Annotated in this window: 22 protein-coding genes and 2 pseudogenes; 16 read left to right on the forward strand and 8 right to left on the reverse strand. The window is 64.5% G+C overall.

Annotated features, from left to right (window positions below; translation table 11 throughout):
- Both VKM35_RS08730 and VKM35_RS08735 read right to left on the reverse strand, forming a co-directional pair.
- The coding region (locus tag VKM35_RS08730) for an efflux RND transporter permease subunit (RefSeq protein WP_324320472.1) at window positions 1-2,180 on the reverse strand (2,180 nt) is incomplete at its 3' end.
- Window positions 2,177-3,298: an efflux RND transporter periplasmic adaptor subunit gene (locus VKM35_RS08735; protein ID WP_324320474.1), complete on the reverse strand. Its 1,122-nt coding sequence runs from the start codon at window positions 3,296-3,298 to the stop codon at window positions 2,177-2,179. The genes VKM35_RS08730 and VKM35_RS08735, both read right to left, overlap by 4 nt.
- Window positions 3,299-3,372: 74 nt before the next feature.
- On the opposite strand from VKM35_RS08735, the gene VKM35_RS08740 reads away from it, so the two are divergent.
- The 5 genes from VKM35_RS08740 to plsB all read left to right on the forward strand — a co-directional run bounded on the left by VKM35_RS08740 (window position 3,373) and on the right by plsB (window position 10,755).
- A complete protein-coding gene (locus tag VKM35_RS08740; RefSeq protein ID WP_324320476.1) occupies window positions 3,373-3,948 on the forward strand; it encodes a MarR family winged helix-turn-helix transcriptional regulator in 576 nt (191 codons plus the stop codon).
- Window positions 3,949-3,990: 42 nt separating this feature from the next.
- Window positions 3,991-5,970 carry a UvrD-helicase domain-containing protein gene (locus VKM35_RS08745; protein WP_324320478.1) on the forward strand — a complete coding sequence of 660 codons (1,980 nt, stop codon included), beginning with the start codon at window positions 3,991-3,993 and terminating at the stop codon, window positions 5,968-5,970.
- Between the two features lie 160 nt (window positions 5,971-6,130).
- Window positions 6,131-7,033, forward strand: coding sequence for a 5'-nucleotidase, lipoprotein e(P4) family (locus tag VKM35_RS08750; RefSeq protein WP_324320480.1), 903 nt, complete (start codon window positions 6,131-6,133; stop codon window positions 7,031-7,033).
- Between the two features lie 274 nt (window positions 7,034-7,307).
- Entirely contained in the window at window positions 7,308-8,192 is an 885-nt protein-coding gene (locus VKM35_RS08755; protein ID WP_324320482.1) for a hypothetical protein, read from the forward strand.
- Window positions 8,128-10,755: a glycerol-3-phosphate 1-O-acyltransferase PlsB gene (plsB, locus tag VKM35_RS08760; RefSeq protein ID WP_414636603.1), complete on the forward strand. Its 2,628-nt coding sequence runs from the start codon at window positions 8,128-8,130 to the stop codon at window positions 10,753-10,755. Before VKM35_RS08755 ends, plsB begins: the two co-directional genes overlap by 65 nt.
- A 124-nt stretch (window positions 10,756-10,879) precedes the next feature.
- Here the strand turns inward: plsB and VKM35_RS08765 are convergent, their stop codons facing one another.
- The gene (locus VKM35_RS08765; RefSeq protein WP_324320486.1) at window positions 10,880-11,089 is read right to left on the reverse strand and encodes a YdcH family protein; all 210 of its coding nucleotides are present in this window, start codon (window positions 11,087-11,089) and stop codon (window positions 10,880-10,882) included.
- Between the two features lie 224 nt (window positions 11,090-11,313).
- On the opposite strand from VKM35_RS08765, the gene VKM35_RS08770 reads away from it, so the two are divergent.
- The 4 genes from VKM35_RS08770 to VKM35_RS08785 all read left to right on the forward strand — a co-directional run bounded on the left by VKM35_RS08770 (window position 11,314) and on the right by VKM35_RS08785 (window position 14,405).
- Complete coding sequence (locus VKM35_RS08770; protein WP_324320488.1) at window positions 11,314-12,225, forward strand: recombination-associated protein RdgC; 912 nt, start codon at window positions 11,314-11,316, stop codon at window positions 12,223-12,225.
- Between the two features lie 179 nt (window positions 12,226-12,404).
- A complete protein-coding gene (locus VKM35_RS08775) occupies window positions 12,405-12,896 on the forward strand; it encodes a nuclear transport factor 2 family protein (RefSeq protein WP_324320490.1) in 492 nt (163 codons plus the stop codon).
- On the forward strand, window positions 12,896-13,657 hold the full coding sequence (locus VKM35_RS08780; protein WP_324320492.1) for a SprT family zinc-dependent metalloprotease: 762 nt from the start codon (window positions 12,896-12,898) through the stop codon (window positions 13,655-13,657). The genes VKM35_RS08775 and VKM35_RS08780 overlap by 1 nt, the downstream gene beginning before the upstream one ends.
- Before the next feature lie 280 nt (window positions 13,658-13,937).
- On the forward strand, window positions 13,938-14,405 hold the full coding sequence (locus VKM35_RS08785; protein ID WP_324320495.1) for a hypothetical protein: 468 nt from the start codon (window positions 13,938-13,940) through the stop codon (window positions 14,403-14,405).
- 74 nt (window positions 14,406-14,479) lie between these two features.
- On the opposite strand, the gene VKM35_RS08790 is transcribed toward VKM35_RS08785, so the two are convergent.
- Window positions 14,480-15,325 (reverse strand): alpha/beta hydrolase, encoded by an 846-nt coding sequence (locus VKM35_RS08790; RefSeq protein WP_324320497.1) that lies wholly within the window; start codon window positions 15,323-15,325, stop codon window positions 14,480-14,482.
- Between the two features lie 130 nt (window positions 15,326-15,455).
- Window positions 15,456-16,466, reverse strand: a complete 1,011-nt coding sequence (gene hemH, locus VKM35_RS08795; protein ID WP_324320499.1) for a ferrochelatase — start codon at window positions 16,464-16,466, stop codon at window positions 15,456-15,458.
- Between the two features lie 122 nt (window positions 16,467-16,588).
- Between hemH and VKM35_RS08800 the strand changes: the two are divergent.
- The 5 genes and pseudogenes from VKM35_RS08800 to VKM35_RS08820 all read left to right on the forward strand — a co-directional run.
- Window positions 16,589-17,275: pseudogene (locus tag VKM35_RS08800) on the forward strand (lipid-binding SYLF domain-containing protein); the annotation flags it as partial.
- Between the two features lie 86 nt (window positions 17,276-17,361).
- Window positions 17,362-17,577: a Sec-independent protein translocase subunit TatA gene (gene tatA / locus VKM35_RS08805; protein WP_324320501.1), complete on the forward strand. Its 216-nt coding sequence runs from the start codon at window positions 17,362-17,364 to the stop codon at window positions 17,575-17,577.
- 13 nt (window positions 17,578-17,590) lie between these two features.
- Window positions 17,591-17,770, forward strand: a pseudogene (gene tatB, locus VKM35_RS08810) (Sec-independent protein translocase protein TatB); the annotation flags it as partial.
- Window positions 17,771-17,874: 104 nt separating this feature from the next.
- Window positions 17,875-18,627, forward strand: a complete 753-nt coding sequence (tatC, locus tag VKM35_RS08815; RefSeq protein ID WP_324320503.1) for a twin-arginine translocase subunit TatC — start codon at window positions 17,875-17,877, stop codon at window positions 18,625-18,627.
- Entirely contained in the window at window positions 18,624-19,280 is a 657-nt protein-coding gene (locus tag VKM35_RS08820) for an RDD family protein (protein WP_324320506.1), read from the forward strand. Before tatC ends, VKM35_RS08820 begins: the two co-directional genes overlap by 4 nt.
- Window positions 19,281-19,314: 34 nt before the next feature.
- Here VKM35_RS08820 and VKM35_RS08825 read toward each other — a convergent pair whose 3' ends face one another.
- Window positions 19,315-20,136, reverse strand: a complete 822-nt coding sequence (locus tag VKM35_RS08825) for a hypothetical protein (protein ID WP_324320508.1) — start codon at window positions 20,134-20,136, stop codon at window positions 19,315-19,317.
- A gap of 13 nt (window positions 20,137-20,149) precedes the next feature.
- Window positions 20,150-20,866 carry a glutamine amidotransferase gene (locus VKM35_RS08830; protein WP_324320510.1) on the reverse strand — a complete coding sequence of 239 codons (717 nt, stop codon included), beginning with the start codon at window positions 20,864-20,866 and terminating at the stop codon, window positions 20,150-20,152.
- A gap of 96 nt (window positions 20,867-20,962) precedes the next feature.
- On the opposite strand from VKM35_RS08830, the gene glyQ reads away from it, so the two are divergent.
- Both glyQ and glyS read left to right on the forward strand, forming a co-directional pair.
- Window positions 20,963-21,853: a glycine--tRNA ligase subunit alpha gene (glyQ, locus tag VKM35_RS08835; protein ID WP_324320513.1), complete on the forward strand. Its 891-nt coding sequence runs from the start codon at window positions 20,963-20,965 to the stop codon at window positions 21,851-21,853.
- 25 nt (window positions 21,854-21,878) lie between these two features.
- Window positions 21,879-23,966 carry a glycine--tRNA ligase subunit beta gene (gene glyS, locus VKM35_RS08840; protein WP_324320515.1) on the forward strand — a complete coding sequence of 696 codons (2,088 nt, stop codon included), beginning with the start codon at window positions 21,879-21,881 and terminating at the stop codon, window positions 23,964-23,966.
- Between the two features lie 34 nt (window positions 23,967-24,000).
- Here glyS and VKM35_RS08845 read toward each other — a convergent pair whose 3' ends face one another.
- A complete protein-coding gene (locus VKM35_RS08845; RefSeq protein WP_324320517.1) occupies window positions 24,001-24,687 on the reverse strand; it encodes a Fe2+-dependent dioxygenase in 687 nt (228 codons plus the stop codon).
- Window positions 24,688-24,917 lie beyond the last annotated feature (230 nt).

The following is a 24,917-nucleotide window of genomic DNA, read 5'->3' on the forward strand; positions in this document are numbered from 1 at the left end:
AAATCGCCGGCGGTGGCGATGCGCGCAGCTTCGGCGATGTCGGCGGTAGCGACGCCGAGGTCGGCAGCGCGTGCTGGATCCGGCACGATTACCAATTCCGGACGCAGCAGCGAAGCCGACGACGTGATGCTGCCGAGGCCCTTGATCTTGCGCAGATCGCGCTCGAGCAATTGCGCGGCGTCGAGCAGATGTTTCGGATCGTCACCGGCAAGCACGAGCTGCAGCAATTCGCCGGGCTCGGAACTGATGTAGCTCACGCGCACGCCAGGCAGATCGGCGAGACGCGCGCGCGCGTCGCGTTCGAGATCTTTCTGGCTGCGTGATCGCTCGCTGGCGTGGCCCCAGTCCAGCACCAGCGTCGCCTTGCGCGTTTCGCCGATGCCGGTCTTGGTCGGGTCGCCGATGTCGAGCACGCTGCCGACCGTGGTGTAGACCTGCTTGAGTTCCTTGATGCCGGCGAGCTTGCCGCGCGCCTGTTCGGCGACCGCGACGGTGTCCTGGATGCGCGTCCCCGGCGGCAATTCCAGGCTGAGATTGCTGCGGCCGAGATCGGAAATCGGAATGAAGGTCGCGGGGATGAAAAACGGAATGCCGAGGGACGCGAGAAAAAACGCCGTTGCCGTGACCAAGGTGATCCAGCGATGCCGCAATGCCGCGTCGACCCAACCCAGATACCAGGTCATCAGCCGCGATTCCTTGTTGCTCTCCGGATGCGCCTTCAGCTGGTAAGCCGCCATCATCGGTGTGAGCAGGCGCGCGACCAGCAGCGAAAACAATACCGCCGTCGCCGCGGTCCAGCCGAATTCGCGGAAGAACTTGCCGGCGATGCCGGGCATGAACGCGACCGGCACGAACACCGCCGCCAGCGTCAGCGAGGTCGCAATCACCGCGGTGCCGATTTCGTCGGCGGCATCGCGCGCCGCATCCAGCGGTGACTTGCCCATGCGCAGATGGCGCACGATATTTTCGATCTCGACGATGGCATCATCGACCAGGATGCCGACCACTACCGACAGCGCCAGCAGGGTGATCAGGTTCAAGGTGAAACCGAACCAGTGCATCACCGCGAACGTGGGAATGATCGACAACGGCAAGGCGATCGCCGACACCCAGGTCGCGCGCCAGTCGCGCAGGAACAGCCACACCACGAGCAGTGCCAGCGCCGCGCCTTCCCAAAGCATGGTCATCGAGGAATCGTAAGAGCGCTGCGCTTCCTCGACGGTCGAAGTGACCAGCTGGAAATGCACACCCGGGTGCGCGGACTCGAGCTGCGCGACCACCGTGCGGACGTTTTTCGCGACTTCGATTTCGCTTGAACCGCGCGTGCGCGACAGCGAGAACGCGACCACTGGGCGACCATCGAGCAACGCGACCTGGCTGACATCAGCGGCGCCGTCATGGATGTTCGCCAGCGCCGATAGACGCAGGCTGCGACCATCGGGCAGGCTGATGGAAAAATCGCGCAGCGCATTCGCGTCGGCGATGGTACCGACGGTGCGGATCACCTGTTGCGCGCCGTCGAGTTCGGTCTTGCCGCCGGGACGTTCGGCCTGGATGCGCGCAAGTTGCTGCGATACCTGCCCGGCAGTGATGCCATAAGCCTGCAACGCCTGCGGATCGAGATCGACGCGGATCTGCCGTTCGACGCCACCGGCACGCGTGATCAGCGCGACGCCGGGTACGCCGTACAAGGCCTTGCTCACTTCGCGATCGACGAACCAGCTCAGCTCATCCGGCTGCAGGGTTTTCGACGCGACCGCATATGTCATCAGCGAGCCGCCGAGGTTGACCTTGGCGACGATCGGCTCCTGGATATCCTGCGGCAGGTCGGCGCGTACGCGCGTGACCGCGTCGCGGACATCATCGAGCGCACCAGCGAGATCGGTATCGAGCACGAATTCGATCGTGGTCGTGCTCACGCCTTCGTTGACGCTGGAAATCACCCGCTTGACGCCGGAAATCGTCGCGACCGAATCTTCGACCTTGCGCGTGACCTCGGTTTCCAGCTGGCTGGGCGAGGCGCCCGGCAGCGGCACGGTGACTGTGACCATCGGAAAGGAAATATCCGGGAAGCGCGCGATCGGCAGTTTGTGAAAACCCCAGAGACCGGCCACGCACAGCACGAAGAACAGCATCAGCGCCGGCAGCGGCCGCTTGATCGCCCAGGCGGAAAAATTCATGGCGTTGCGCCCGCCTTGCCGGCAGCGGCGTCATCGACGACACGCACCTGGTCGCCGTCGCCGAGGAAGCCGGCACCGCGCGCGACCACGGCATCGCCGGCGACAACGCCTTCCAGCACTTCCACGCGATCGCCCTGATTGCCGCCGGTGCGGATACGCACGCGATGGACGATGTCGTGATCGTCGACGGTGAACACGTAGGGAAAGCCGTCGCGGATCACCACCGCCGCCGTCGGCAACATCAAGGCGTTTCCGGCGCTGGTGAGGATACGGCCTTCGATGAAGGCACCCACCTTGAGCGCGCCGGGCGCGGGCAGATCCACGTATACCGTGCCGGTGCGCGTGCCGGCATCGACGCCCGGAGACACCGCGCGCACATGGCCCTCGACGACGCCGCCATCGCTGTTCTTGAGCGTGACCTTGGCACCGGTTTGAACGCGCGCAAGTTCGCTTTCGGCGAGCTCGGCGCGCCATTCGAGGCGACCTTGGCGGATCAGGCGCAGCAATTCGCTGCCGGCCGCGACCACTTGCCCCGGCTGCACGAGCCGCTTGGAAATCACGCCATCATCGGGGGCGCGCAATGCGGCGAAATCCCGCCGCAGCTGCACGCCATCGCGTTGCGCGCGGCTGGTGGCATCGCGAGCTTCGGCCTGCACCAGCGCCGCGCGCAATTCGTCGAGCGCGCTGGCACTGATCAACTGGCTTTTCGCCAGCGCCTGGCCACGTGCGAGATTGGTTTTCGCCAGCACCACGCCGGCGCTGGCTTCATCGGCCGAGGCCTGCGCCTGACGCAGGTCGCTGTCGAGCGTGCGGTGATCGAGTTCCAACAACACCTGGCCCTTGCGCACGCGCTGGCCGACATCGACGTTGAGCGCGGTCACGCGCACGCCGCTCAATTCGACGCCCAGCTGCATTTCTTCCCAGGCCGAGACCGGGCCGGAGGCGATGATGCTGCGATCGATCCGGCGTTGTTCGACCTTCACCAGACTCACCGCAAGGCTGGCGGAGGAGGGGGCGGCCTTGTCTGTGCTGCTTTCGGCAGCAGGCTTGCCGGAACAGGCGGCGAGCGCAAGACCGACGGCTATCGCTAGCGTGGCACGGAAAAAATGGTGGGCCATGGCGGCATGGGTCTCATCGATAGTATTATCAGGGTCATGATAACTTATCAGTCCCCTGATATTGCAAGCCGACCATGAGCCCGACCCGGACCCAGAGCGATCCGCTCAACCTCGCGCTCAAGCAGCTCGATCACCTGTGCCGCATCGTGATGAGCAGCCGGCTGCGCGCCGACGGCATCGAGATCAGCTATCCGGCCGCCGCTGCGCTGTGTTTTCTCGAGGAAACACCGGGCCTGTCCGGTGCGCAACTCGCGCGCTGGGCGATGGTCACGCCGCAGACAATGAACCAGATCCTGACCGGGCTCGAACGCGATGGCCTGCTGGTGCGCGAGGCCGACCCCGAGCACGGCCGCATCCTGCGCGCCTTCCTGACGCCGCTCGGTCTCGCGGAAAATCGCCGTTGCGAGGGCGCGTCCGAACAACTGATCGAGGACATGCAAAGCGGCATGTCGCGCGCCGACCGCAGTGAATTCCTGCGCTTGATCCGTCGCTGTCGCGACAACATGCAGGAATTCGCCAAGCTGGAGAAAGCGGCGGGCGACGATTCGGACGGCCCCGCATCGAAAGAGCGGACAGGCGGCAAGACGCGTGCGCTGAAAACCGTGAAGGCGGTCAAGCCGGTGAAAAAGACGGCACGGCGCAAGGCATAAGCTGATCGCGGTCAGGCCTGCGCCCACGTAAACTAGGCGCGCATGTCCGGCCTCAATTCCCCCCAGAAACTCGCCGTCGAATATAGCGACGGCCCCCTGCTCGTGCTCGCTGGCGCCGGCAGCGGCAAGACGCGCGTGATCATCGAGAAGATCGCGCACCTGATCGCGCAGGGCCGGCACGAGGCGAAACATATCGCCGCGATCACCTTCACCAACAAGGCCGCGCGGGAAATGCGCGAACGCGTCGGCAAGCGCGTGAAGGGCGACAAGGCCGAAGGCCTGACGATATCGACCTTCCATTCGCTGGGTCTGAAGTTTCTGCAGATCGAGCACGAGCGCGCGAAACTGCGTCGCGGCTTTTCGATCTTCGACAGCGACGATCAGATCGGCATCGTCAAGGACCTGATGGGTCCGGGCCTGAAGAACGACGCCTACGACGGCATGCGCGGCTTGATTTCACGCGCGAAGAACGAGGCGTTGTCGCCGGAACAGGCGCTGGAAGCGGCGCGCTCGGCACGCGAACGCGAGGCCGCAGCGCTGTACGGCAAATACCAGCAGCGCCTGACCACGTTCAACGCCGTCGATTTCGACGACCTGATCCGCCTGCCTTTGCAACTGCTCGAGGCCGAGCCCGATCTCGCCGCCGGCTGGCGCGAACGCATCCGCTATTTGTTGGTCGACGAATGCCAGGACACCAATGGCGCGCAGTATCGGTTGCTCAAACAACTCGCCGGCCCGCGCGGCAACATGACCTGCGTCGGCGACGACGACCAGAGCATCTATGCCTGGCGCGGCGCCAACCCGGAAAACCTCGATCTGCTCGCGGTCGATTATCCGAACCTGAAAGTCGTCAAGCTCGAACAGAACTACCGTTGCAGCGGTCGCATCCTGCGCTGCGCGAATACGCTGATCGCGAAGAATCCGCACGCGCACCTCAAGCAGTTGTGGAGCCAGCACGGCGACGGCGAAAGCGTGCGCGTCTGGGCCTGCCGCAACAACGAGCACGAGGCCGAACGCGTCGCCGGCGAGATCCACTATCTCAAGCAGGCCAAGGAAATTCCCTGGGGCGAATTCGCGATCCTGTTCCGCGGCAACCATCAATCGCGCGTGCTGGAAAAAGCACTGCAGCTGCTGCGCATTCCCTATCACCTGACCGGTGGCACCGCGTTCCTGGATCGCGGCGAGGTCAAGGATGCGTTGTCGTGGCTGCGCGTGCTCGCCAACCCCGACGACGATGCCGCTTTCCTGCGCGCGATCACCTCGCCCAAGCGCGAAGTCGGCGGCACCACGCTGGCCAAGCTCGCCGAGATGGCGCAGCACGCGCATCTGCCGCTGTCCAAGGCGGCGGAAAACATCGGCATGCTCAAGCAACTGACCTCGCGCGCGGCCGGCGGGCTCGATGAATTCACCCGCATCGTGCATCGCTTGCGCGATGCTGCGGAAACGCTGACGCCGGCGGAACTGACCAAGCAACTGGTCGAACAATCGGGCCTGCTCGCGGCGCTGCGCGCCGAGTGCAAGGACGAGGCGAGTTATCTGCGCCGCAAGGAAAACCTCGACGAACTCGCGTCGTGGTTCGAGGCGGTCAAGGGCAACGGCCCGGGCGAACTCGCCGCGCAGCTGGCGCTGCTCAGTCACGCCGATCGCGGTGAGCCGGGCAATGAAGTGCGTCTGATGAGTCTGCATGCGGCGAAGGGCCTGGAGTTCCGCGCGGTGTTCGTGGTTGGCTGCGAGGATGGCAACCTGCCGCACGAACACGCGATCGACGAGGGCGGCCTCGAAGAAGAACGCCGCCTGATGTACGTCGGCATCACCCGCGCCAAGGAACGCCTGTACCTGTCGCACAGCGCCGAGATCAAGCGCTGGGGCGAACACCAGCATCAGCTGCCCAGTCGCTTCCTCGACGAGTTGCCCGCTGCCGACCTGCAGCGCGACGGTGCCGACCCGGAACTGGAATCGGTGCAGAAAAAAGAACGCGGCCGCGCGCACATGGATGCGATCGCCGCGCTGTTCGATCCCTGAAGATTTTGTAGGAGCGGCGTGAGCCGCGATTTCAGGGCATTGCGTCGCCGTCTTTGGAAATCGCGGCTCACGCCGCTCCTACGGCGCGATTCGCGCCGGGCCACGCCTGCCACATTCCTCTGCGACAATGCCGCACTTTCAATTCAACCGGGAATGCCCGATGACCACGCGCCGCCTGCTGCCCCTGTCCCTACTGGCCCTTGCCCTGGCCGGCTGCCAGATGCTTCCGACCCACACCAAGGCGACGCCCGAGGGCAGTGCTGTCGAGACGCCCACCAGCAGCACCGCGTTGCCTGGCCCGCACGACAACCTCAACGCCGTTGCCTGGATGCAGACCTCGGTCGAATTCCGCCTGCTTACCGGCCAGACCTACCGCAGTGCGCTGACGCAACTCGATCGCGGCCTGAAAACGCCGGGCTGGGACGCGCTGACCAAGGAAGATCGCGACGTGCCCGCAACCGGATTGCCGCCAGCGGTGATCGTCGACATCGACGAGACCGTGCTCGACAACTCGCCTTACCAGGCGCGACTGATCCGTGACGGCAAGCCCTACAACGATTTCACCTGGAACGAGTGGGTGCAGGAACAGGCCGCGAAGGCCGTGCCCGGTTCGCTGGAATTCGCCCGCGCCGCCACCGCGCGCGGCGTCATCATTTATTACATCTCCAACCGCACCGCCGACCAGGGCCCGGCGACGCTGGCCAACCTGCGCAAGCTCGGCTTCCCGGTGAAGGACGACAGCCAGTTCCTCGGTCTGGGCACCATCGTCGACGGCTGCGAGGACAACGGCTCCGAGAAGGGTTGCCGGCGCAAGCTGGTTGGCCGCACGCACCGGGTGCTGCTGCAGTTCGGCGACCAGATCGGCGATATGGTGACCGTGCAGGCCAACAACGAGGCCGGCCGCGAGCAGGCCGTGCGCCCCTACCTGGGCTGGGTTGGCGAGCGCTGGTTCGTGTTGCCGAACCCGAGCTACGGCAGCTGGGAGCCGGCCCTGTTCAACAACGAATGGTCGCAGCCCGAGGGCGAGCGCCGTCGCCAGAAGATCGAAGCCCTGCATTATTGAGTCTTGCATCTCAATAAAATCAAAAGCTTGAGCAATACTATCTCAGGTGTTGCACAAGCTTTTGCCGCGGCCTATGCTGCCGTCGTCGGGATCTCCCCTGGAATCCACAACGACAACCTGTCCTCCGGTTCGACCGGATTTGCGGGAGGCTCCGGCCTCCCCTTTTTTTGCCCGGCCCGGCCCCGATAACGTGACCCGACACATACAGGGCGCCCCGGTCGATCTGCTAGATTCCCGTTCCCGCCCCTTCCGCCGGCCCCGTAACCGCCCCGTGATGCCCAGATCGTTGTTCCGGCCAATCGCCTTGCTGCTGCTGTTGCTTTGCCTGGGGCTGGGCGCCTGCCGGCGCGATGTTGTTGCGCCTGGTGACCCGGTGGCGGCGGTCAAGGGTCTGGCCGAGGCCGTGCACGACAACGACTTGGTGCGTTATTCGCAGCTGTCGCTGCCGCCGGCCCTGCACCAGCAGATGGAAGCGCGCTGGGCTGCGCAGCTCGCGGTCGCGCCGCCGCCCAGTGCCGAGGAACAGCAGGAATACGCCCGCTGGATGACCCGCCTGACCGAGCCCGGCGCCGAGGCCAAGCTCTACCGCGACCTCGATCCCAAGCTGCGGAAATTCGAGGCCGAACTCGGCTCGCAGTGGCCGATGATGAAAGCCACCGGCGGCATCTTCGTCAAAGGCGTGATCCAGGCCAACGACAAGCTCACGCCGTCCGAAAAAGACCATGCCCTCGCCGTCAGCGGCGCCGTCCTCGACTGGCTCAAGCCGCAGCTGTTCAGCGATCGCGACCGCGCCCACCAGGCGATCGCCGTACTCACCGCCACCGCCCGCCAACTCGATCTGCCCACGCTGGCGCAAAGCCGCGCGCTGGCGATGGGGCCGGCGCTGGAAAAAGGCGGCGTGCTGCTCAAGGGCCTCAAGGCGATGGCGCTGATCTATGGTGTTGATGCTGATGCCGCGCTGGCCGGCGTCCAAGCGACGGTGACCCGCGTTGACGGTGACGTTGCCACGCTCAAGGTCAGCTATCCGCTGCTGGACAAAACCGTGAGTTTCGACATGGAGCTGATCCGCCGCGACGGCCGCTGGTATCGCGCCGATGCCGTGCGCAGCGCCGAAGCCGAACTCGCGCAACCTCTCACGCCGCCGGCCCCGGCCCGCTAAAAAAATGACCGAACAAGCACCGCTGCCCCTGCCGCCTCCCGCGCCGGAACCCTTGCCGCCGCCGCCATCGGGCAAGCCGACGCGGCCGCCGTTGTGGGCGCGCATCATCGAAAAAATCCTCGTGCCCTGGATCGAGATCAAGCGCGAGCCGACGATCCCGCCGTTCACGCTCGATCGCCCGGTCTGCTACGTGCTCGAAAACTACGGCCTGTCGAACACGCTGATCCTCGATCGCGCCTGTCGCGAAGCCGGTCTGCCATCGCCGCTGGCGACGCTGCCGGGCGATCCGCTCGGACGCAAGCGCGCCTACATCGCGTTGTCGCGACGCGGCGGCGGTTTGTGGACGCGGCCGAAAAACCGCAACCACTCCGACGGCCTCTCGCGCCTGCTGATGGCGCATCGCCTGTATCCCGATCAGGACGTGCAGTTGGTGCCGGTGTCGATTTTCGTCGGCCGCGCGCCGGCGCGGCAGTCGGGTTGGTTCTCGGTGCTGTTTTCGGAAAACTGGGCGCTGGTCGGCCGCTTCCGCCGTCTGCTGGCGATCCTGTTGAACGGCCGCGATACCGTCGTGCAGTTCTCGCCCAGCGTGCGCGTCTGGGAAATCCTCGGCGAGGATCTGCCGCACGAACGCGCGGTCCGCAAGACCTCGCGCGTGCTGCGTGCGCATTTCCGCCGCATCCGCGCCGCGGTGATCGGTCCCGACCTGTCGACGCGGCGCCTGCTGGTCGATCGCGTGCTCGATGCCGAACCGGTGCGCAAGGCGATCGCCGACCAGGCCCGACGCGACGGCAGCGAATATCTCGAAGCCTGGAAAAAAGCGCATGGTTTCGCCTGGGAAATCGCCGCGGACTATTCCAATCCGGTGGTGCGCTCGGCTTCGTTCGCGCTGACCGGATTCTGGAATCGCATCTACGACGGCGTCGACGTCCATCACCTCGATTCGCTCAAGCAGGTCGCGCCCGGCCACGAAGTCGTCTACGTGCCCTGCCACCGCAGCCACATGGATTACCTGCTGCTGAGCTACCTGCTGTACACGCACGGCATCGTGCCGCCGCATATCGTCGCCGGCATCAACCTCAACATGCCGGTGATCGGCTCGATCCTGCGCCGCGGCGGTGCTTTCTTCATTCGCCGCAGCATCCGCGGCAACGCGCTGTACGCGGTGGTGCTGGGCGAATACGTCGCGCAGCTGGTCGGCGAAGGTTTCTCGATCGAATATTTCATCGAAGGCGGACGCTCGCGCACCGGCCGCCTGCTCGCGCCCAAGGGCGGCATGATCGCGATGACACTGAAAGCTTTCCTGCGCGCGCCGCGGCGGCCGGTGGTGTTCCAGCCGGTGTACATCGGCTATGAAAAAGTCATCGAAGGCAAAAGCTATCTCGACGAACTCACCGGCCAGCCCAAGCAGAAGGAAACCATCTGGGCGCTGATCAAGGGTGTGGCCGAGATCCTGCGCGAGCACTACGGCAAGGTCACGGTGAATTTCGGCGAGCCGGTGTTCATGGACGCGATGCTGGCCAAGAACGCGCCGGACTGGCGCGAACAAGGCGCGGAATCCGACGACAAGCCGGCCTGGTTCAACGATACCGTCGACGAGATCGCGCACCAGATCCAGGTCAACATCAACCGCGCCGCCGACGTCAACCCGATCAATCTTCTCGCGGTCGCGCTGCTGTCCACGCCCAAGCATGCGATGGCCGAAAGCGATCTGCTCGCGCAGCTGGCGCTGTCGAAAAAACTGCTGGCGGCGCTGCCGTATTCCGATCGCGTGACGGTGACGGCGAAATCGCCCGAGGAAATCATCGCCTACGGCGAGAAGATCGGCGTGCTGACCCGACGCAAGCATCCGCTCGGCGATGTGATCGGTGTCGAAGGCGAGACCGCGGTGCTGCAGAGCTATTTCCGCAACAACTCGCTGCACCTGTTCAGCGCCGCGGCCTGGATCGCGCTGTGCTTCCAGAACAACCGGCGCCTGTCGCGCACTGGCCTGCTGCGCCTGGGCAAGACCATTTATCCCTTCATCCAGGAAGAATTGTTCCTGCCATGGAACGAGGACGAATTCGCCGAACGCCTCAGCGCCACCATCGACCTGTTTATCGCCGAGGGTCTGCTGTCGCAGGTCAGCGAAGGCGACGACGGTTACATCGCGCGCGGCCCGGGCCAGACCGACGAGGTGTTCCGCCTGCGCGCGATCGCGCACAGCCTGCAGCAGGCGTTCGAGCGCTACTTCATCGCGATCACCACGCTGGTCAAGAACGGCCCGCGCACCTTGTCAGCGGGCGAGCTGGAAACGCTCTGCCATCTTGCCGCGCAGCGCCTGTCGCTTTTGTACGCGCCGGCCGCGCCGGAGTTTTTCGACAAATCGCTGTTCCGCAGCTTCATCGGAAAATTGCGCGAGCTCAAGCTGGTCTGGTTGTGCCCAAACGGCAAGCTCGATTTCGATGAGCGCCTCAACACCTGGGAAAAAGACGCCAAACTCGTGCTGTCGCGCGAGTTGCGCCACACCATCACCAAGATTTCGCCGGAGGCAGTGAGCAAGGTGGCGGGGAATGCCGCGCCGTAGCCTCGCTTCGAAGGAGCGGCGCGAGCCGCGACCTCGGTTTTTGTAGGAGCGACGCAAGTCGCGAACGCCGTCGCAACTGGTGGAAATCGCGACTTGCGTCGCTCCTACGGGAGCACGCGTTGCCCTACGCGTCGAGATCCGGAATCAGCTGATTCTCGAGATACGCGACCATGTCCTTGATGCGCAGCTTGCGTTTTTTCAGACGCTTGATCGCCAATTCATCGGCAGCGATGTCCGCATGCAGGCGCTCGATCGCGGCATCGAGGTCACGGTGCTCGCTGCGCAGTTCGACCAGCTGGGCGGTGATCTTGGCGGGATCGGGCGGTTGCGACATGGGCGGAGCTTAGCGCCGTCGGCGCAGTGGCGACAGGGGGTAAACTAGCGGCCTGCGGTTTCGGCGATGTGTCAGTGCCTGTCCGTCAGCAACATCCCTCCCAACAAGTCCGTCATCCCGGCGAAAGTCGGAGCGCGTTTCCGGCCATCATGTAACCGTCGAAGCAGATTCTGCCGCGGCAGGCATGGCCTTCGCCGGGGTGACGAAGAAAAATCAGGAATTCCATGTTCTTCCGCAATCTCACCTTCTTCCGCTTTCCCGTTTCCCTGCAGAAAAATTTCGACAGCATCGATACCGCCCTCGCCGAGGTCGTGCTCAAGCCGGTCGGCGTGCTGGAAATGCAGTCGCGCGGTTTCGTTTCGCCGTTTGGTCGCGACGAGGCGGCGCTGTCGCATCGCGTTGGTCACGCGCTCTGGCTCACGCTGGGTGGTGAGGACAAGATCCTGCCGTCGGCGGTGATCAACGACGCGCTCGGCAAAAAGATCGCCGAGATCGAGAACAAGGACGGACGCAAGCTCGGCGGTCGTGCGCGCAAGCGACTCAAGGAAGACCTGGTGCACGAGCTTCTACCGCGCGCCTTCGTCAAGCCGATGCGGCTCAATGCCAGCCTCGATCTCAAGCTCGGCTTCGTCGCCGTCGATTCCTCTTCGCGCAAATCGGCGGAAAATTTCATTTCGGAACTGCGCCATGCGCTGGGCAGCTTTCCGGCGTTGCCGTTGAATGCGGAAATGTCGGTGCGCACCGTGCTGACCGGCTGGATTGCCGGTGAGCCGCTGCCGAAAGGCTTCACGCTCGGCGAAGAGTGCGAGCTCAAGGACACCATCGATGGCGGCGCGGTGGTGAAATGCCAGAACCAGGATCTGGCCAGCGACGAGATCAAGAAGCATCTCGACGCCGGCAAGCAGGTCACGCGCCTGGCTTTGATCCTCGACGACCACGTCAGCTTCGTCCTTGGCGAGGATCTGGTTGTGCGCAAGCTCAAGTTCCTTGATGGCGCCGTCGACCAGCTCGAGAACACCGAGCGCGATTCCCTGCATGCCGAACTCGACGCGCGCTTCGCGCTGATGTCGGCGGAACTGTCGCGATTGTTCGCGGCGCTGGAAAAAGCCCTGAAACTCAGCAAACCCGAAGAATGACCTGCTTTTCGTAGGAGCCAGCTTGCTGGCGACAGGATAGGCCCGATCCACGCAAGCGGGGGAGCTTGGGGCTTTGCTGTTTGGTCAAGCGTGGTCGCCAGCAAGCTGGCTCCTACGGCTGCGATCCGCACGTTGGCCGATCCCGGCGCTAGAATCCACCGAACCGGAGGCGATCGCTCATGAGCCATGACAATGCCGAACTGCTGACCCGCTTCTACACCGCGTTCGCGGCGCTCGATGCCGAAGCGATGGTCGATTGCTACGCGCCCGATTCGGTTTTCGAGGATCCGGTATTCAAGCTGCGCGGCCGCAATGAGATCGGCGGCATGTGGCGGATGCTCTCCGACGCGACCCGCGCCAAGGGTCGCGATGTCTGGTCGCTGCAGTTCGATGGCATCAGCGCCGACGACGCCAGCGGCCGTGCGCACTGGGAGGCGCATTACCGTTTCAGCGCCACCGGACGGCTGGTGCACAACATCATTGACGGGCAATTCACCTTTCGCGATGGGCTGATCGTCAGCCATCGCGACCAGTTCGATTTTCCGCGCTGGGCGCGACAGGCGCTGGGCTTCAAGGGCCTGGTGCTCGGCGGGACGCAGTTCCTGCACGACAAGGTCCGCGCGCAGGCCGCGGCCAATCTGCAGACCTTTCTGGCGCGCGCGACGCGCTGATGTCCTGGCTGCAATTTCTCGAGACGAAACCGGTCGAGGAACAGCGCTCGCTGGTTTTGCGCAGTGGCGAATCGGTGCCGGTGCGTTGGGTTCGTGATGCGCGTGCGCGCCGCCTGCGCCTGATCGTTGGCGAAAAAGGCATTCGCCTGACTCTGCCGCGCAGCGCCTCGATCAAACTCGCCGAGCAGTTCCTGTTCGAACATCGCGATTGGCTGCAGACGCAGCTGGCCAAGCAGCCGGTGCGCGACACGCGGCCGTTTGCGCGCGACATCGACAGCCGGCTTCTATTGCGCGGCGAACATCTGCCGATTATCTGGAGCGAGGGCCGTTACACCCGCGCCGAACTCGGCGAGCATGGCGTGGACATCGTGCTGTCGGCGAAAGCGACCGACAAGCAGCTACGCGCGACGCTGCGCGATTTCTACAGTCAGCAGGCGCGCGCCGACATCGGCCGCTGGCTGCCGAAATATCTGCCGCAGCTGCCGCGCGCGCCCTTGAGCTTCAAGTTGCGCGCGCTGTCGTCGCTGTGGGGCTCGTTGGCGCCGAACGACGCGCTATCGCTGGACCTGGCGCTCGTGCTGGGCCGCCCGAGCGCGTTTGAATACGTGTTGGTGCACGAGCTCTGCCATCTGATCCACCGCGATCATTCGCGTCGCTTCTGGAAAGAAGTCGAGGCGCGTTTTCCGGATTGGCGTGACGAGCGCGACTATCTGCATGGCGAAGGCCTTGGCATCAAGACCGAGTTGCGTCGGTTTTCCTAGCGGCGGAAAGTCTCAGCAAGCAGCGGGAAATTTCAGCGGCGCGGAATTTGTTCCCGTCATCCCGGCGAAGGCCATGCCTGCCGCGGCAAAAACTACTTCGACGATCGCATGATTGCCGGAACTGCCTTGGCTTTCGCCGGGATGACGGCGGGGGACAGGTCGGTGCGACTGTCCGCCGATGCGCGCATTTCCGCCAACTGCTGCAACGCCGATGATTTTCCGCGATGATCGCCGGCGTCGGCCACGCTCGGCCGGTGTGTCAAACCCTGGGAGCTTGCGCATGAAAATCCGAACCCTGACTGCAGTCCTGTTTGCGTTCGCCGTCTCCGCCTGCGGTCATCACGAGCCCGCTGCGATACCCGCGGCAAGCGCCCCGGCCGTCGCGCCGCCAAAGGAAGAGCACGTGTCGGTTCCCGGCATGACCGTCGACAGTGGCGCGAACGTCGCGCTGCCAGCGGATTTCCCCAAAGACATTCCGATTCCTGCGGGTGCCGTGCTGACCGATGCCATCAGCATGGGCAAGATCAATGTCGTCGCGTTTCGCCTTTCCGGCGATCCGACATCGGTGTTCGCGACGCTGCTGCCGCTGTACCAAGCGCAGGGCTGGAAAAATTATTCGCGCGTCGGTGGCGAGCCGGTGCTGGGTACCGATGGTTTCGAAAAAGACGGTCGTCGCCTGATCTACACCGTGGTGCCCGATGGCACCGGCAGCAAGGTGTCGCTGCGGCACTACCCGCCGATGAAATGACCAGCGTCTTGTAGGAGCGACGCAAGTCGCGATGGATCTGGCTACGGAGCGAGCGGTCGCGACTTGCGTCGCTCCTACGGAAGCAGAAACTTCCGCAGGACTTCAGCCACGCGCTCGGGCTGCTCCATGTGCAGGTGATGGCCGCCGGCGATGACTTCGACGCGGCCATCGCGCAGTTCGGCGAGTCGGCCGGCGCGGATCGCCGGATTGAAATATGGCGGCGCGGGATCGGCGGCAATCACCAGCACCGGCGCTTCGATCGCGCGGATCCAGCTGCGCACGAAACCTTCGTCGGTGCGCACGTGCGTGGGTAAGGTCAGGCGCGGATCGCTGCGCCAGACGAAACCGTCTTCGACCGGACGCAGGTTGCGCTCGACGATCAGGCGCGCGGCGTCGCGACTCATCTTCGAGGCAGCCAGGCGCGCATCGACGGCGGTGTCGATATCGGGAATCACCCGCGCCGCGCGTGCCGGATCAAGTGCGCGTCGCGCCGCGACGGCCTGGCGCAGACGCGCGCCGGCTTCATCGGCGATGCCAGAGATCGGACCCAGTGCTTCGATCAATGCGAGTTTTTCCACGCGCTCGGGCGCGGATGCGGCGACTACCGTAGCAATCGCACCGCCCATCGAATGCCCGAGCAACGCGGCCGACGACCAGCCGAGCGCATCGAGGGCATCGAGCACGTCGTGGATCCAGTCGACGAAAACGTAGTCGTAGCCCGGCAGGCGATGCGCACTACCGCCGTGACCGGGAAGGTCCAGCGCGACGAGGTCGAGCCGCGGCAAGAATTCATGCAGAGGCAAAAAACTCGCAGCGTTGTCGAGCCAGCCATGCAGCGCCAACACACGCGGCCCACCGGGCGTGCCGCCGCGCAATGCCGTGATCGGGCCGCGCGCGGTGGTCAGGGAAATTTCCTGCATCACATCCATCCTGCGAAAAAGACCGCGGGTTCGTCGTGGTGAACGCCTGCGCTGCCGACGATGACAACCTGCGCACGCTTAGCGGTCAAGGGTCATTCCCGACAGGGGCTGTCGTTTCCGGCGCGCACCGTCAATGCGGCCAACCTTGTGCGTGCCGCCGCGCCAGCGCGGTCAATGCCGCGACGTGTCCGGGCTGGGCATTGAGCGCGGGGATGTAGCGCAGTTCGCTGCCGCCCGCCTGCTTGAACAATCCGGCATTGCGGATCGCGTTTTCTTCCAGCGTCTCCAGGCAATCGACGGCGAAACCCGGGCAGATCAGATCGACGGTCTTGACGCCGGCTGTCGCCAGTGTGGTCAGGGTTTGCTCGGTCGCGGGGCCGAGCCAGGGCTCGCGGCCGAAACGCGATTGATAGGTCAGCTGCCACTGGTTGTCGTCGAGCTTGAGGCGCGCGGCGAGGGCGCGCGCGCCGGCCTCGCATTGCTGCGCATAGGGATCGCCAGCGCGCACGAAGCGCTGCGGCAGGCCGTGGAAGGAGATCAGCAGTTTGTCGCCGCGGCCATGCAGATCCCAGCAGTTTTCGACGCTGGCCTCGAGCGCATCCAGCCAAGCCTCGTCGCGGTGGTAATCGTTGATCAGGCGCAGTTCCGGCAGGCGTCGCCACTGCATCAACTCGGCCATCACCGCATCGTGCACCGCGGCCACCGTGGTCGCGGAATACTGCGGATACAGCGGCAACACGAGCACGCGTTCGACGCCCTTGGCCTGCAGGCCGCGCAGCACCGCCGACACCGACGGCTGGCCGTAGCGCATCGCCAACGCGACTTCGAATTCGGGCAGTTCGGCCTGCATCGCCGCAGCGAGTTCCTGGCTCAATACCAGCAGTGGCGACCCCTTGGCGGTCCAGATGCTGGCGTAATTTTTCGCGACCTTGCGCGCGCGCAACGGCAGGATCACGCCGTGCAGGAGCGGGCACCAGAGCCAGCGGGTGAGGTCGACGACGCGGTAGTCGTGCAGAAATTCGCCGAGCCAACGTCGCACCGCGCGCGGCGTCGCCGCCTCGGGCGTGCCCAGGTTGACCAGTAGCAAAGCGGTGCGGGCGGGCGGCGCGGAGGTAGGGCCATCGCGGAAACGTTGTGTCATCGTCGTGGCAAGCCTGTTCGGAACACTGCCTGCAAATTATCATCCCGGACTGGCGAACAGGTCCGGCTCACGCCGGATTCATGCCCTCCGGCCATACTGCCGATGCCCTTTGGAGACCGCCCATGCGCCGCATCCTGCACCCGCTCCACGTCGTGACCCTGGCCTTGCTGATGACCGCGCTGGCCGTTCCCGCCTTCGCTGGCCAGACCGAAGACAAGCGCGCCGACAACGCCACCCGCGTCCTCGCCGAAATCCTGCGCATTCCCGAAGAATCCATTCCCACCAAACTGCTGGTCGAAGCGCAGGCGATCGCGGTGATTCCCGATGTGGTCAAGGCCGGTTTCATGGTCGGTGGCCGCGGCGGCAAGGGCCTGATCGCGGTGCGCGGCAGTGACGGCACCTGGTCCAATCCCAGTTTCATCCGCCTCGCCGGCGGCAGTTTCGGCTTCCAGGCCGGCGTGCAATCCGCCGATGTGATCCTGGTGTTCCGCACTTCCCGCGGCGTTGATTCGATCGTCAACGGCAAATTCACCCTCGGTGGCGATGCCAGCGTCGCGGCCGGCCCGGTCGGACGCAGCGCCCAGGCCAGCACGGACGAGCAGTTGAAGGCGGAAATTTTCAGCTATTCGCGCGCCCGCGGCCTGTTCGCCGGTGTCTCGATCGATGGCACCGCGTTGACCATCGACAACAAGGCCAATCAGGCCGTCTACGGCCAGGGCAATACCGCCCGCGCGATCTTCGAGGGCCGCGCCACCGGCACGCCGTCCAATGCCGTGGTCGCATTCCGGGATCGCCTCGAGGAAAGCACGATCAAGCAGCCGGCGCCGGCCAAGTAAACCGCGGCAGCGATGCTGCGTTATCCTATTGACCTGATAGCAAGAAGCGAGAAATCACCATGGGCGGCATGAGTATTTGGCATTGGCTGATCGTCCTGGTGATCGTCCTGCTTGTTTTCGGCACCAAGCGCCTGCCGGACATCGGCAAGGATCTCGGCGATGCGGTGAAGGGCTTCAAGAAAGGCTTGAACGGCGAAGATCCGCCGGCCGATCCGAATGCGAAGATCGGCGCCGATTCCGCCAGCACCGACAAAGACAAGACGTCCGGATCGTAATCCGGAGTACGCGATGTTCGATGTCGGCTTCAGCGAGATGCTGCTGACTGCGATCGTGGCTCTGATCGTGTTGGGCCCCGAACGCATGCCCAAGGCCGCGCGCCTGGCCGGTTTGTGGGTACGCAAGGCGCGCGCGCAGTGGTATTCGGTGAAGGCCGAGCTCGAGAACGAACTCGCCACCGAAGACCTCAAGCGCCAGCTCAAGGCGCCTGTCGATGAACTCAAGCGTTCGCTCGATGATGTTGGCCAGGCCGCCGTGACGACGCCGGCGCCATCCGACAACCCCGTCGACCGGCCATGAGCGCGCGAGACGAAAACTTCCCCGAAGAAAGTCTGATCGGGCACTTGATCGAACTCCGGCGTCGCTTGTTGCGCGGCGTCGCTTTTTTGATGCTGGTATTCGTGGCTTTGCTGCCGGTCGCCAACAAGCTCTACAGCTGGCTGGCGGCGCCGATGTTGGCGAAACTGCCGGTCGGTGGCCACCAGATCGCGATCGATCCACTGTCGCCGTTTTTCACGCCGATCAAGTTGGCGTTTTTCGCGGCGCTGATGCTGTCGATGCCTTTCCTCATTTACCAGGCCTGGGCGTTCGTCGCGCCCGGTTTGTACAAGCATGAAAAACGCTACGCCTTGCCTTTGCTGGCATCGGCAGTGACGCTGTTCTACGCCGGCTGCGCGTTCGCGTACTACCTGGTGTTGCCGATGGTGTTTGCGTTCCTGCAACGGGTGACGCCGGTCGGTGTGGAAGCGATGCCCGACATCACCCATTACCTGGATTTCGTGCTGGTGCTGTTTCTCGCGTTCGGCGCGAGTTTCGAAGTGCCGGTGGCGGTGGTCGTGTTGGTCTTGCTGGGCCTGGTGACGCCGCAACAGCTCAAGGAAGCGCGTGGTTACGTCGTCGTCGGCATCTTCATCGTCGCGGCGGTGATCACGCCACCCGATGCGATCTCGCAATTGATGCTGGCGCTGCCGATGATGCTGCTTTACGAAATCGGTGTGATTGCCGCGGGCTTCGTTGCTTCGCGTCCCGCGCACGCTACGGAATCATGAGCGCGGCCGCGGCGCGCAGCTCACCCGCCGGCTTTTGGAAGCGTTACCTCGCCTGGAGCATCGATGCGCTGCTGATTTCCGTTGTCGCGCAATTCCTATTCGGGATCGTCGCGACGGTGTTCGCCTTCGGCGGCGACGACATGCTCAAGCAGCTGACAGCAGCAAGTGCGACGATGGAAGGCGGAGGCGATACCGACGCGTTGATGGCGTTGGTGCAGTCGTTGACGCCGCTGCTGTGGCAGATGACCTGGCTGTCGACGCTGCTGTACATGCTGTGCGCGACCATCTATTTCGTCGGCATGGAGGCGTCGCCCTGGCAGGCGACGCTGGGCAAGCGCCTGCTCGGTATCCGCGTCGTCGACATGCAGGGGCGACGCATTGGTCTTTGGCCTGCGCTGCTGCGTTGCGTGGTCGCCGGCATTTCGTGGCTGCTGCTCAATCTCGGTCATGCGATGGCGGCGTGGACCGCCGACAAACGTGCGCTGCACGACTACGCCGCCGGCACCCGCGTCGAAAACATCGACCCCGCCAACACCGCGATTCCGCGCTGGGGTTGGCTGTTGCTCGCGGCACAGGGGCTGGCAATGCTGGCATTCGTGCTGATCGGCGGCTTGGTGCTGGGCTTGGTGTTCAGCAGCTACGGCGTGGTCTAGCGGCGATCGAATCGATGTCGACGCCGTTACGACATCAGGCTTCGATCTGCGTCAGCGGCGGCACATTTTCCTGATCGGGATCGGCGAAAATTTCCCGCCAGGCCTGATACATCACTGCGCCGTCGAAAGCGAACACCGCCGCGGTCAGCAGCACCAGCAGCGGCAACTGCAGGAAGGAACCAAAGCCCGGGCTGGCCGCTGCGATGCTGGCGACCACAATCACCGGCAGCATCGCCAGCAGCAACAGCAACAGTGCGCACAGCGCATTGACCAGCAGAGCGCCCAGGTTTGCCAGCAGCGCCGGCACCGCCTCGCGCAACGCGATCAAGCCCGGCACGCCGGCGAGCATCGCGCGCGGCAGCGACAGCGACACCCACCAGTTCACCACGACCCAGGCCGGCATCACCCACAACAGCCGCTGCATCAATGCCGGCATCACCTGTTCGATCAACGCCGGTGCGATTTTCGGCGGCCCGCCGCTGCCGGCCTGGCGCACGAGTTCGTCCATCAGCGGCGCGACCGTCGGCGCAAGCACAATGCCGACCAGCACGGCGAAGCCGATCTTCAGCATCGCGATCGGCAACAAGCGCACGAACGCGCCAGGCTGCATGAAGCCATCGAACAGGCGCGCGGCGCTCGCCGGGCCGCCCTGGGCCTGGATATGCAGGGCCGAGACCAGGCCGCCGCTCAGAAAAACCCCGGCCAGCGCCGCGGCGATATTCACCAGCGGCATCAGCGACAGCAGCCCGAACAGCAGACACAGATGCGCGATCGGCAATGGATTGCTGCGCATGACCGTGAGGCCGTCGATGATCCAGCCGGCGCCGCGACTGGCCGCCACTTTGCGAAAACCCATGCGTAGTTCCTGTCTAACTGTGGCGGCGCGCGTGATGGACGAAGCGCTTGAGCACGCGGCGCGCGAGTGGCGCCGGCTTCACCGCTTTGAGCAGTGTGTGGTGGCAGCTGCCTTCGTTGACCAGCGCTTCGCGGCGCGCGTGGATGTAGCTGCGCATCAGCGCGGTGTTGAATTCGGGATGGAACTGCACGCCCCAGACCGATTCGCGCCAGCGGAACGCCTGGCAATCATCGAGATCCGAACGTGCCAGCACCGCGGCATCGCGCGGCGGCGTCAGCACGGTCTGGCGATGCGTCGCGTGCACGTCGAATGCCGACGGCATGCCGGCAAACAACGGATCGCTGCTGGCGCTGCCTTCGAGGCGGATCGGCACCGTTCCCATCTCGCGGCCGCGCGGGTTGTAGTCGACCGCGCCGCCAAGCGCATGCGCGATCAGCTGATGGCCGTAGCAGATGCCGAACAGCGGTTTGCCGGCTTCGGCGGCGTCGCGCAGCCAATCGGCGCTGCGTTCGCTCCAGGCTTCGCGATCACTGACCATCGCGCCCGAGCCCGTCACCATGACGCCGGCGTAGTCGCGGACATCGGGTGGCGATTCGCCGGCGGCGACATCGCAATGCCGCACTTCGCGACCGGACAGGCCAGCGGCGACACGGATCCAGTGACCGAAGCTGCCATGCCGGCGCAGCGGGTCGATCGGCCGACCGGTTTCCAGGATCAGGAAGGGTTTCATCGAGGCAGGAGAGGGCGCAGAGCGAGGATGGGCGCGGTTCCTAGCTATACTAACCCTCTTTGATTCCACGCTTCACTTCTCTGGCGCTCAACACCGATGACGGCACCCACCTTCCAGGAACTCATCCTCAGGCTCAACCAGTACTGGGCCGATCAAGGCTGCGTACTGATCCAGCCGCTGGACCTCGAGGTCGGCGCCGGTACCTTCCATCCCGCGACCTTCCTGCGCGCGCTCGGGCCGGAGCCATGGAATGCCGCCTACGTGCAGCCTTGCCGTCGACCCACCGACGGCCGCTATGGCGAAAACCCGAACCGTCTGCAGCGTTACTACCAGTATCAGGTGGTGATGAAGCCCAATCCCGACGACCTGCAGGAGCGCTATCTCGATTCGCTCAAGGCGCTCGGCGTCGATCCGCTGGTGCACGATCTGCGCTTCGTTGAGGACAACTGGGAATCGCCGACGCTGGGCGCCTGGGGTCTGGGCTGGGAAGTCTGGCTCAACGGCATGGAAGTCACCCAGTTCACCTATTTCCAGCAGGCCGGCGGCCTGGAATGCCGGCCGGTCACCGGCGAGATCACCTATGGTCTCGAGCGCCTGGCGATGTACCTGCAGAACGTCGACAACGTCTTCGACCTGGTCTGGACCGTCGGTCCGCAGGGCCCGGTGACCTACCGCGACGTCTATCATCAGAACGAGGTCGAACAGTCGACCTACAACTTCGAACACGCCGACGTCGCCGAGCTGTTTCACCGCTTCGACGCCTGCGAGAAGGAAGCGTTGAAGCTGGTCGAACTGGGCCTGCCGCTGCCGGCCTACGAGCAGGTCTGCAAGGCGTCGCACTCGTTCAACCTGCTCGATGCGCGCCGGGCGATCTCGGTGACCGAGCGGCAACGCTATATTCTGCGGGTGCGGACCTTGTCGCGTGCGGTGGCCGAGGCCTACTTCGCGCAACGTGAAAAGCTGGGCTTCCCGAATTTGCGCAAGTAAGACACGGCCAACCAGGAGTCATCGGATGTCAGACATGAAGCCGCTGTTGATCGAGATCGGCACCGAGGAACTGCCTCCCAAGGCCTTGCCGGAATTGGCCCAGGCCTTGTTCGACGGCGTGCTCAAGGGTCTGGCCAGCCGCCACGTGAAATTCGAGACCGCCGATGGCATGAACGATGCCAAGCCGCTGTACACGCCGCGCCGCTTGGCGCTGCTGATCCCGAAAGTCTCACCGACCCAGCCCACGCAATACAGCGAAGTGCTGGGGCCGTACATGAATGTCGCGCATGACGAGAACGGCTTGGCGACACCCGCGCTCACCGGTTTCGCGCAGAAAAATGGCATGAGCGTCGACCAGCTCGGCCGCACCACCGATGCCAAGGGCGCGCGCTACGTCGCCCGCATCACCCGCCAGGGTTCGGAAACCCGCGCGCTGCTGCCGGCAATTCTCGCCGAGGCGATCAAGGCGCTGCCGATTCCCAAGCCGATGCGCTGGGGCGAACACGAGGTTGGTTTTGTGCGTCCTGCGCACTGGCTGGTGATGCTGCTCGGTCGCGATGTCTGCGACGGCGAAGTCCTCGGCCTCAAGGCCGACCGCATGACCCGCGGTCATCGCTTCCACAACGGCAAGGCGATCTGGCTCAACGAAGCCAACGAATATGTCGAAGCGTTGCGCACGGCCAAGGTGCTGGTCGATCCGCTCGAGCGCCGCCGCCGCGTGCGCAGCGAGATCGAGCGCGCCGCCAAGCAGGCCGATGGCATCGCGCGCATTCCCGAGGACCTGCTCGAGGAAGTGAACAACCTGGTCGAATGGCCCAGCGCCGTGCTCTGCGGTTTCGAACCGGAATTTTTGCAGGTGCCGGCGGAAGCGCTGATCACCACGATGGAGTCGAACCAGAAATTCTTCCCGGTGCTCAATGCCGAGCACAAACTCACCGAGCGCTTCATCGGCATCGCCAACATCGAGAGCAGCGACGTCGAGGAAGTGCGCAAGGGTTACGAGCGGGTCATCCGCCCGCGCTTCGCCGATGCCAAGTTCTTCTTCGAGGAAGACAAGAAGCAGGGCATCGACGCCATGGCCGCGAGTCTGACCTCGGTGACCTATCAGCAGAAGCTCGGCAGTTATGCCGACAAGTGCGCACGCACTGCCAAGCTTGCCGAAATGATCGCCCGCGACGTTGGTGCCGATCCGGCGCAGGCGCGCGAAGCTGCGCTGCTGTCCAAGGCCGATCTGCAATCGCGCATGGTCGGTGAATTCCCTGAACTGCAGGGCGTCATGGGCCGCTATTACGCCACTGCCGCCGGCAAGCCCGGTACCGTCGCCGATGCGATCGACCACGCGTATCTGCCGCGTTTTTCCGGCGATGCGGTGGCGACGTCGAAACTCGGCCAGGTGCTCGCGGTCGCTGATCGCATCGATACGCTGGTCGGCGGATTCGCGGCCGGCCTCAAGCCGACCGGCAACAAGGATCCGTTCGCGCTACGCCGCAATGCGCTTGGTCTGGCGCGCACTCTGATCGAGGGCGAACTCGATCTCGATCTCGAACCGATCCTCGGCGCGGCAATCACGCAGTTGCCGGCCGGTTTGCTGGCCAATTCCAGCGATGTCTACGAGTTCGTGCTCGATCGCCTGCGCAGCTATTACGCCGACAAGAACGTTCCCGGCACGCATTTCGATGCCGTCGCCGAACTGCGGCCGACCTCGTTGCTGGATTTCGATCGCCGCCTGAAGGCCGTGGGCGATTTCGCGCGCAAGGTCGAAGCCAAGCCGCTGGCGGCAGCGAACAAGCGCATCGGCAACATCCTGCGCAAGACCGAGGAAGTGATCCCGACCCACGTCGATGCTGCGCTGCTCAGCGAGCCTGCGGAACAGGCGCTGCACGTCGCCATCGAAAGTGCGATTGCCGACACTGACACTCTGCTCGGCAATCGTGATTACGTTGGTACCCTGCAGCGCCTGGCCAATCTGCGTTCGCCGGTGGATGCCTTCTTCGACGGCGTGATGGTGATGGCCGACGATCCGGCGGTGCGCAGCAATCGTCTCGCCTTGCTCAAGCGCGTCGCCGATCGTTTCGCCACGGTCGCGGCGGTCGATCAGCTCGCGCCAACCTGATTGCGATTGCGGCGGCTACGGTCGCCGCGTCGCGCTACACCTCGGCCCAGCGCCGCAGCAGGTTGTGGTAGACGCCGGTAAGCTGCACCAGCGCCGGATGCTCCGGCGTGGTCTGCGTCAATCGTCGGATCGAGATATCGAGCTCGAACAGCAGGCGCCGATCGCCGTCATCTCGCACCAGACTCTGGATCCAGAAAAAACAGGCCAGGCGTTCGCCGCGCGTGACCGGCGTGACGCGATGCAGGCTGGTGCCGGGATACAACACCATGTCGCCAGCCGCGAGTTTCACCCGCTGCGTGCCGAAGGTGTCTTCGATGATCAATTCGCCGCCGTCGTAGTCTTCCGGCGCACTCAGGAACAGCGTCGCCGACAAGTCCGTGCGCACCGGTTGCACGAGTTGCCCGCTGCGGTCGTAACGGATCGCGTTGTCGACATGAAAGCCGAACGCCTGGCCACCGCGATAGCGGTTGAATAGCGGCGGAAACACCACGCGCGGCAGCGCTGCGGAAAAGTAATTGTCGTTGTTCTTGAGCGCGCCGCGCACCAGCGCGCCGAGTTCGATCGCGACCGGATCGGTTTCCGGAAGTTGCTCGTTGTCCTTGGCCTTGCCCGACTGGTGGCCGGCAGTGATGCGACCATCGGCCCAGGCGGCGCTCGCGAGGCGCTCGCGACAGAACGCGACCTGCTCGGAGTTCAGTACCTGCGGAACTTGCAACAGCATGTCGAGTTTCTCCTCCCGCGAAAAATCCCCGCCATCATCCGGCGGGGATTGTTGTGCGGCCAGTATCTTTCAGAACCTTCCGATTCGCACGGCTCAGAAGCGATAGCTGGCGTTGAGCACGACACTGCGGGCGTCGCCCGGCGTGGCCCAGCCGTTGTTGCGGATGCGTGTGTAGAACTCCTTGTCGGAGAGATTGTTCACGTTCAACTGCAAGGTCAGATCGCGGGTCA

This window comes from Arenimonas sp. (assembly GCF_035312645.1).
In the GTDB taxonomy this organism is placed as follows: domain Bacteria; phylum Pseudomonadota; class Gammaproteobacteria; order Xanthomonadales; family Xanthomonadaceae; genus Arenimonas.

Coding starts and splice junctions, on each gene's coding strand:
- VKM35_RS08750 (WP_324320480.1), top strand. CDS start 6,131: ATGACCACGCGCCGCCTGCTGCCCCTGTCCCTACTGGCCCTTGCCCTG.
- VKM35_RS08755 (WP_324320482.1), top strand. CDS start 7,308: ATGCCCAGATCGTTGTTCCGGCCAATCGCCTTGCTGCTGCTGTTGCTT.
- VKM35_RS08845 (WP_324320517.1), bottom strand. CDS start 24,687: ATGCTGTTGCAAGTTCCGCAGGTACTGAACTCCGAGCAGGTCGCGTTC.
- hemH (WP_324320499.1), bottom strand. CDS start 16,466: ATGACACAACGTTTCCGCGATGGCCCTACCTCCGCGCCGCCCGCCCGC.
- VKM35_RS08735 (WP_324320474.1), bottom strand. CDS start 3,298: ATGGCCCACCATTTTTTCCGTGCCACGCTAGCGATAGCCGTCGGTCTT.
- VKM35_RS08820 (WP_324320506.1), top strand. CDS start 18,624: ATGAGCGCGGCCGCGGCGCGCAGCTCACCCGCCGGCTTTTGGAAGCGT.
- VKM35_RS08825 (WP_324320508.1), bottom strand. CDS start 20,136: ATGGGTTTTCGCAAAGTGGCGGCCAGTCGCGGCGCCGGCTGGATCATC.
- VKM35_RS08785 (WP_324320495.1), top strand. CDS start 13,938: ATGAAAATCCGAACCCTGACTGCAGTCCTGTTTGCGTTCGCCGTCTCC.
- tatC (WP_324320503.1), top strand. CDS start 17,875: ATGAGCGCGCGAGACGAAAACTTCCCCGAAGAAAGTCTGATCGGGCAC.
- tatA (WP_324320501.1), top strand. CDS start 17,362: ATGGGCGGCATGAGTATTTGGCATTGGCTGATCGTCCTGGTGATCGTC.
- VKM35_RS08830 (WP_324320510.1), bottom strand. CDS start 20,866: ATGAAACCCTTCCTGATCCTGGAAACCGGTCGGCCGATCGACCCGCTG.
- plsB (WP_414636603.1), top strand. CDS start 8,128: ATGCCGTGCGCAGCGCCGAAGCCGAACTCGCGCAACCTCTCACGCCGC.
- glyQ (WP_324320513.1), top strand. CDS start 20,963: ATGACGGCACCCACCTTCCAGGAACTCATCCTCAGGCTCAACCAGTAC.
- VKM35_RS08775 (WP_324320490.1), top strand. CDS start 12,405: ATGAGCCATGACAATGCCGAACTGCTGACCCGCTTCTACACCGCGTTC.
- VKM35_RS08790 (WP_324320497.1), bottom strand. CDS start 15,325: ATGCAGGAAATTTCCCTGACCACCGCGCGCGGCCCGATCACGGCATTG.
- VKM35_RS08780 (WP_324320492.1), top strand. CDS start 12,896: ATGTCCTGGCTGCAATTTCTCGAGACGAAACCGGTCGAGGAACAGCGC.
- VKM35_RS08740 (WP_324320476.1), top strand. CDS start 3,373: ATGAGCCCGACCCGGACCCAGAGCGATCCGCTCAACCTCGCGCTCAAG.
- VKM35_RS08745 (WP_324320478.1), top strand. CDS start 3,991: ATGTCCGGCCTCAATTCCCCCCAGAAACTCGCCGTCGAATATAGCGAC.
- glyS (WP_324320515.1), top strand. CDS start 21,879: ATGTCAGACATGAAGCCGCTGTTGATCGAGATCGGCACCGAGGAACTG.
- VKM35_RS08765 (WP_324320486.1), bottom strand. CDS start 11,089: ATGTCGCAACCGCCCGATCCCGCCAAGATCACCGCCCAGCTGGTCGAA.
- VKM35_RS08770 (WP_324320488.1), top strand. CDS start 11,314: ATGTTCTTCCGCAATCTCACCTTCTTCCGCTTTCCCGTTTCCCTGCAG.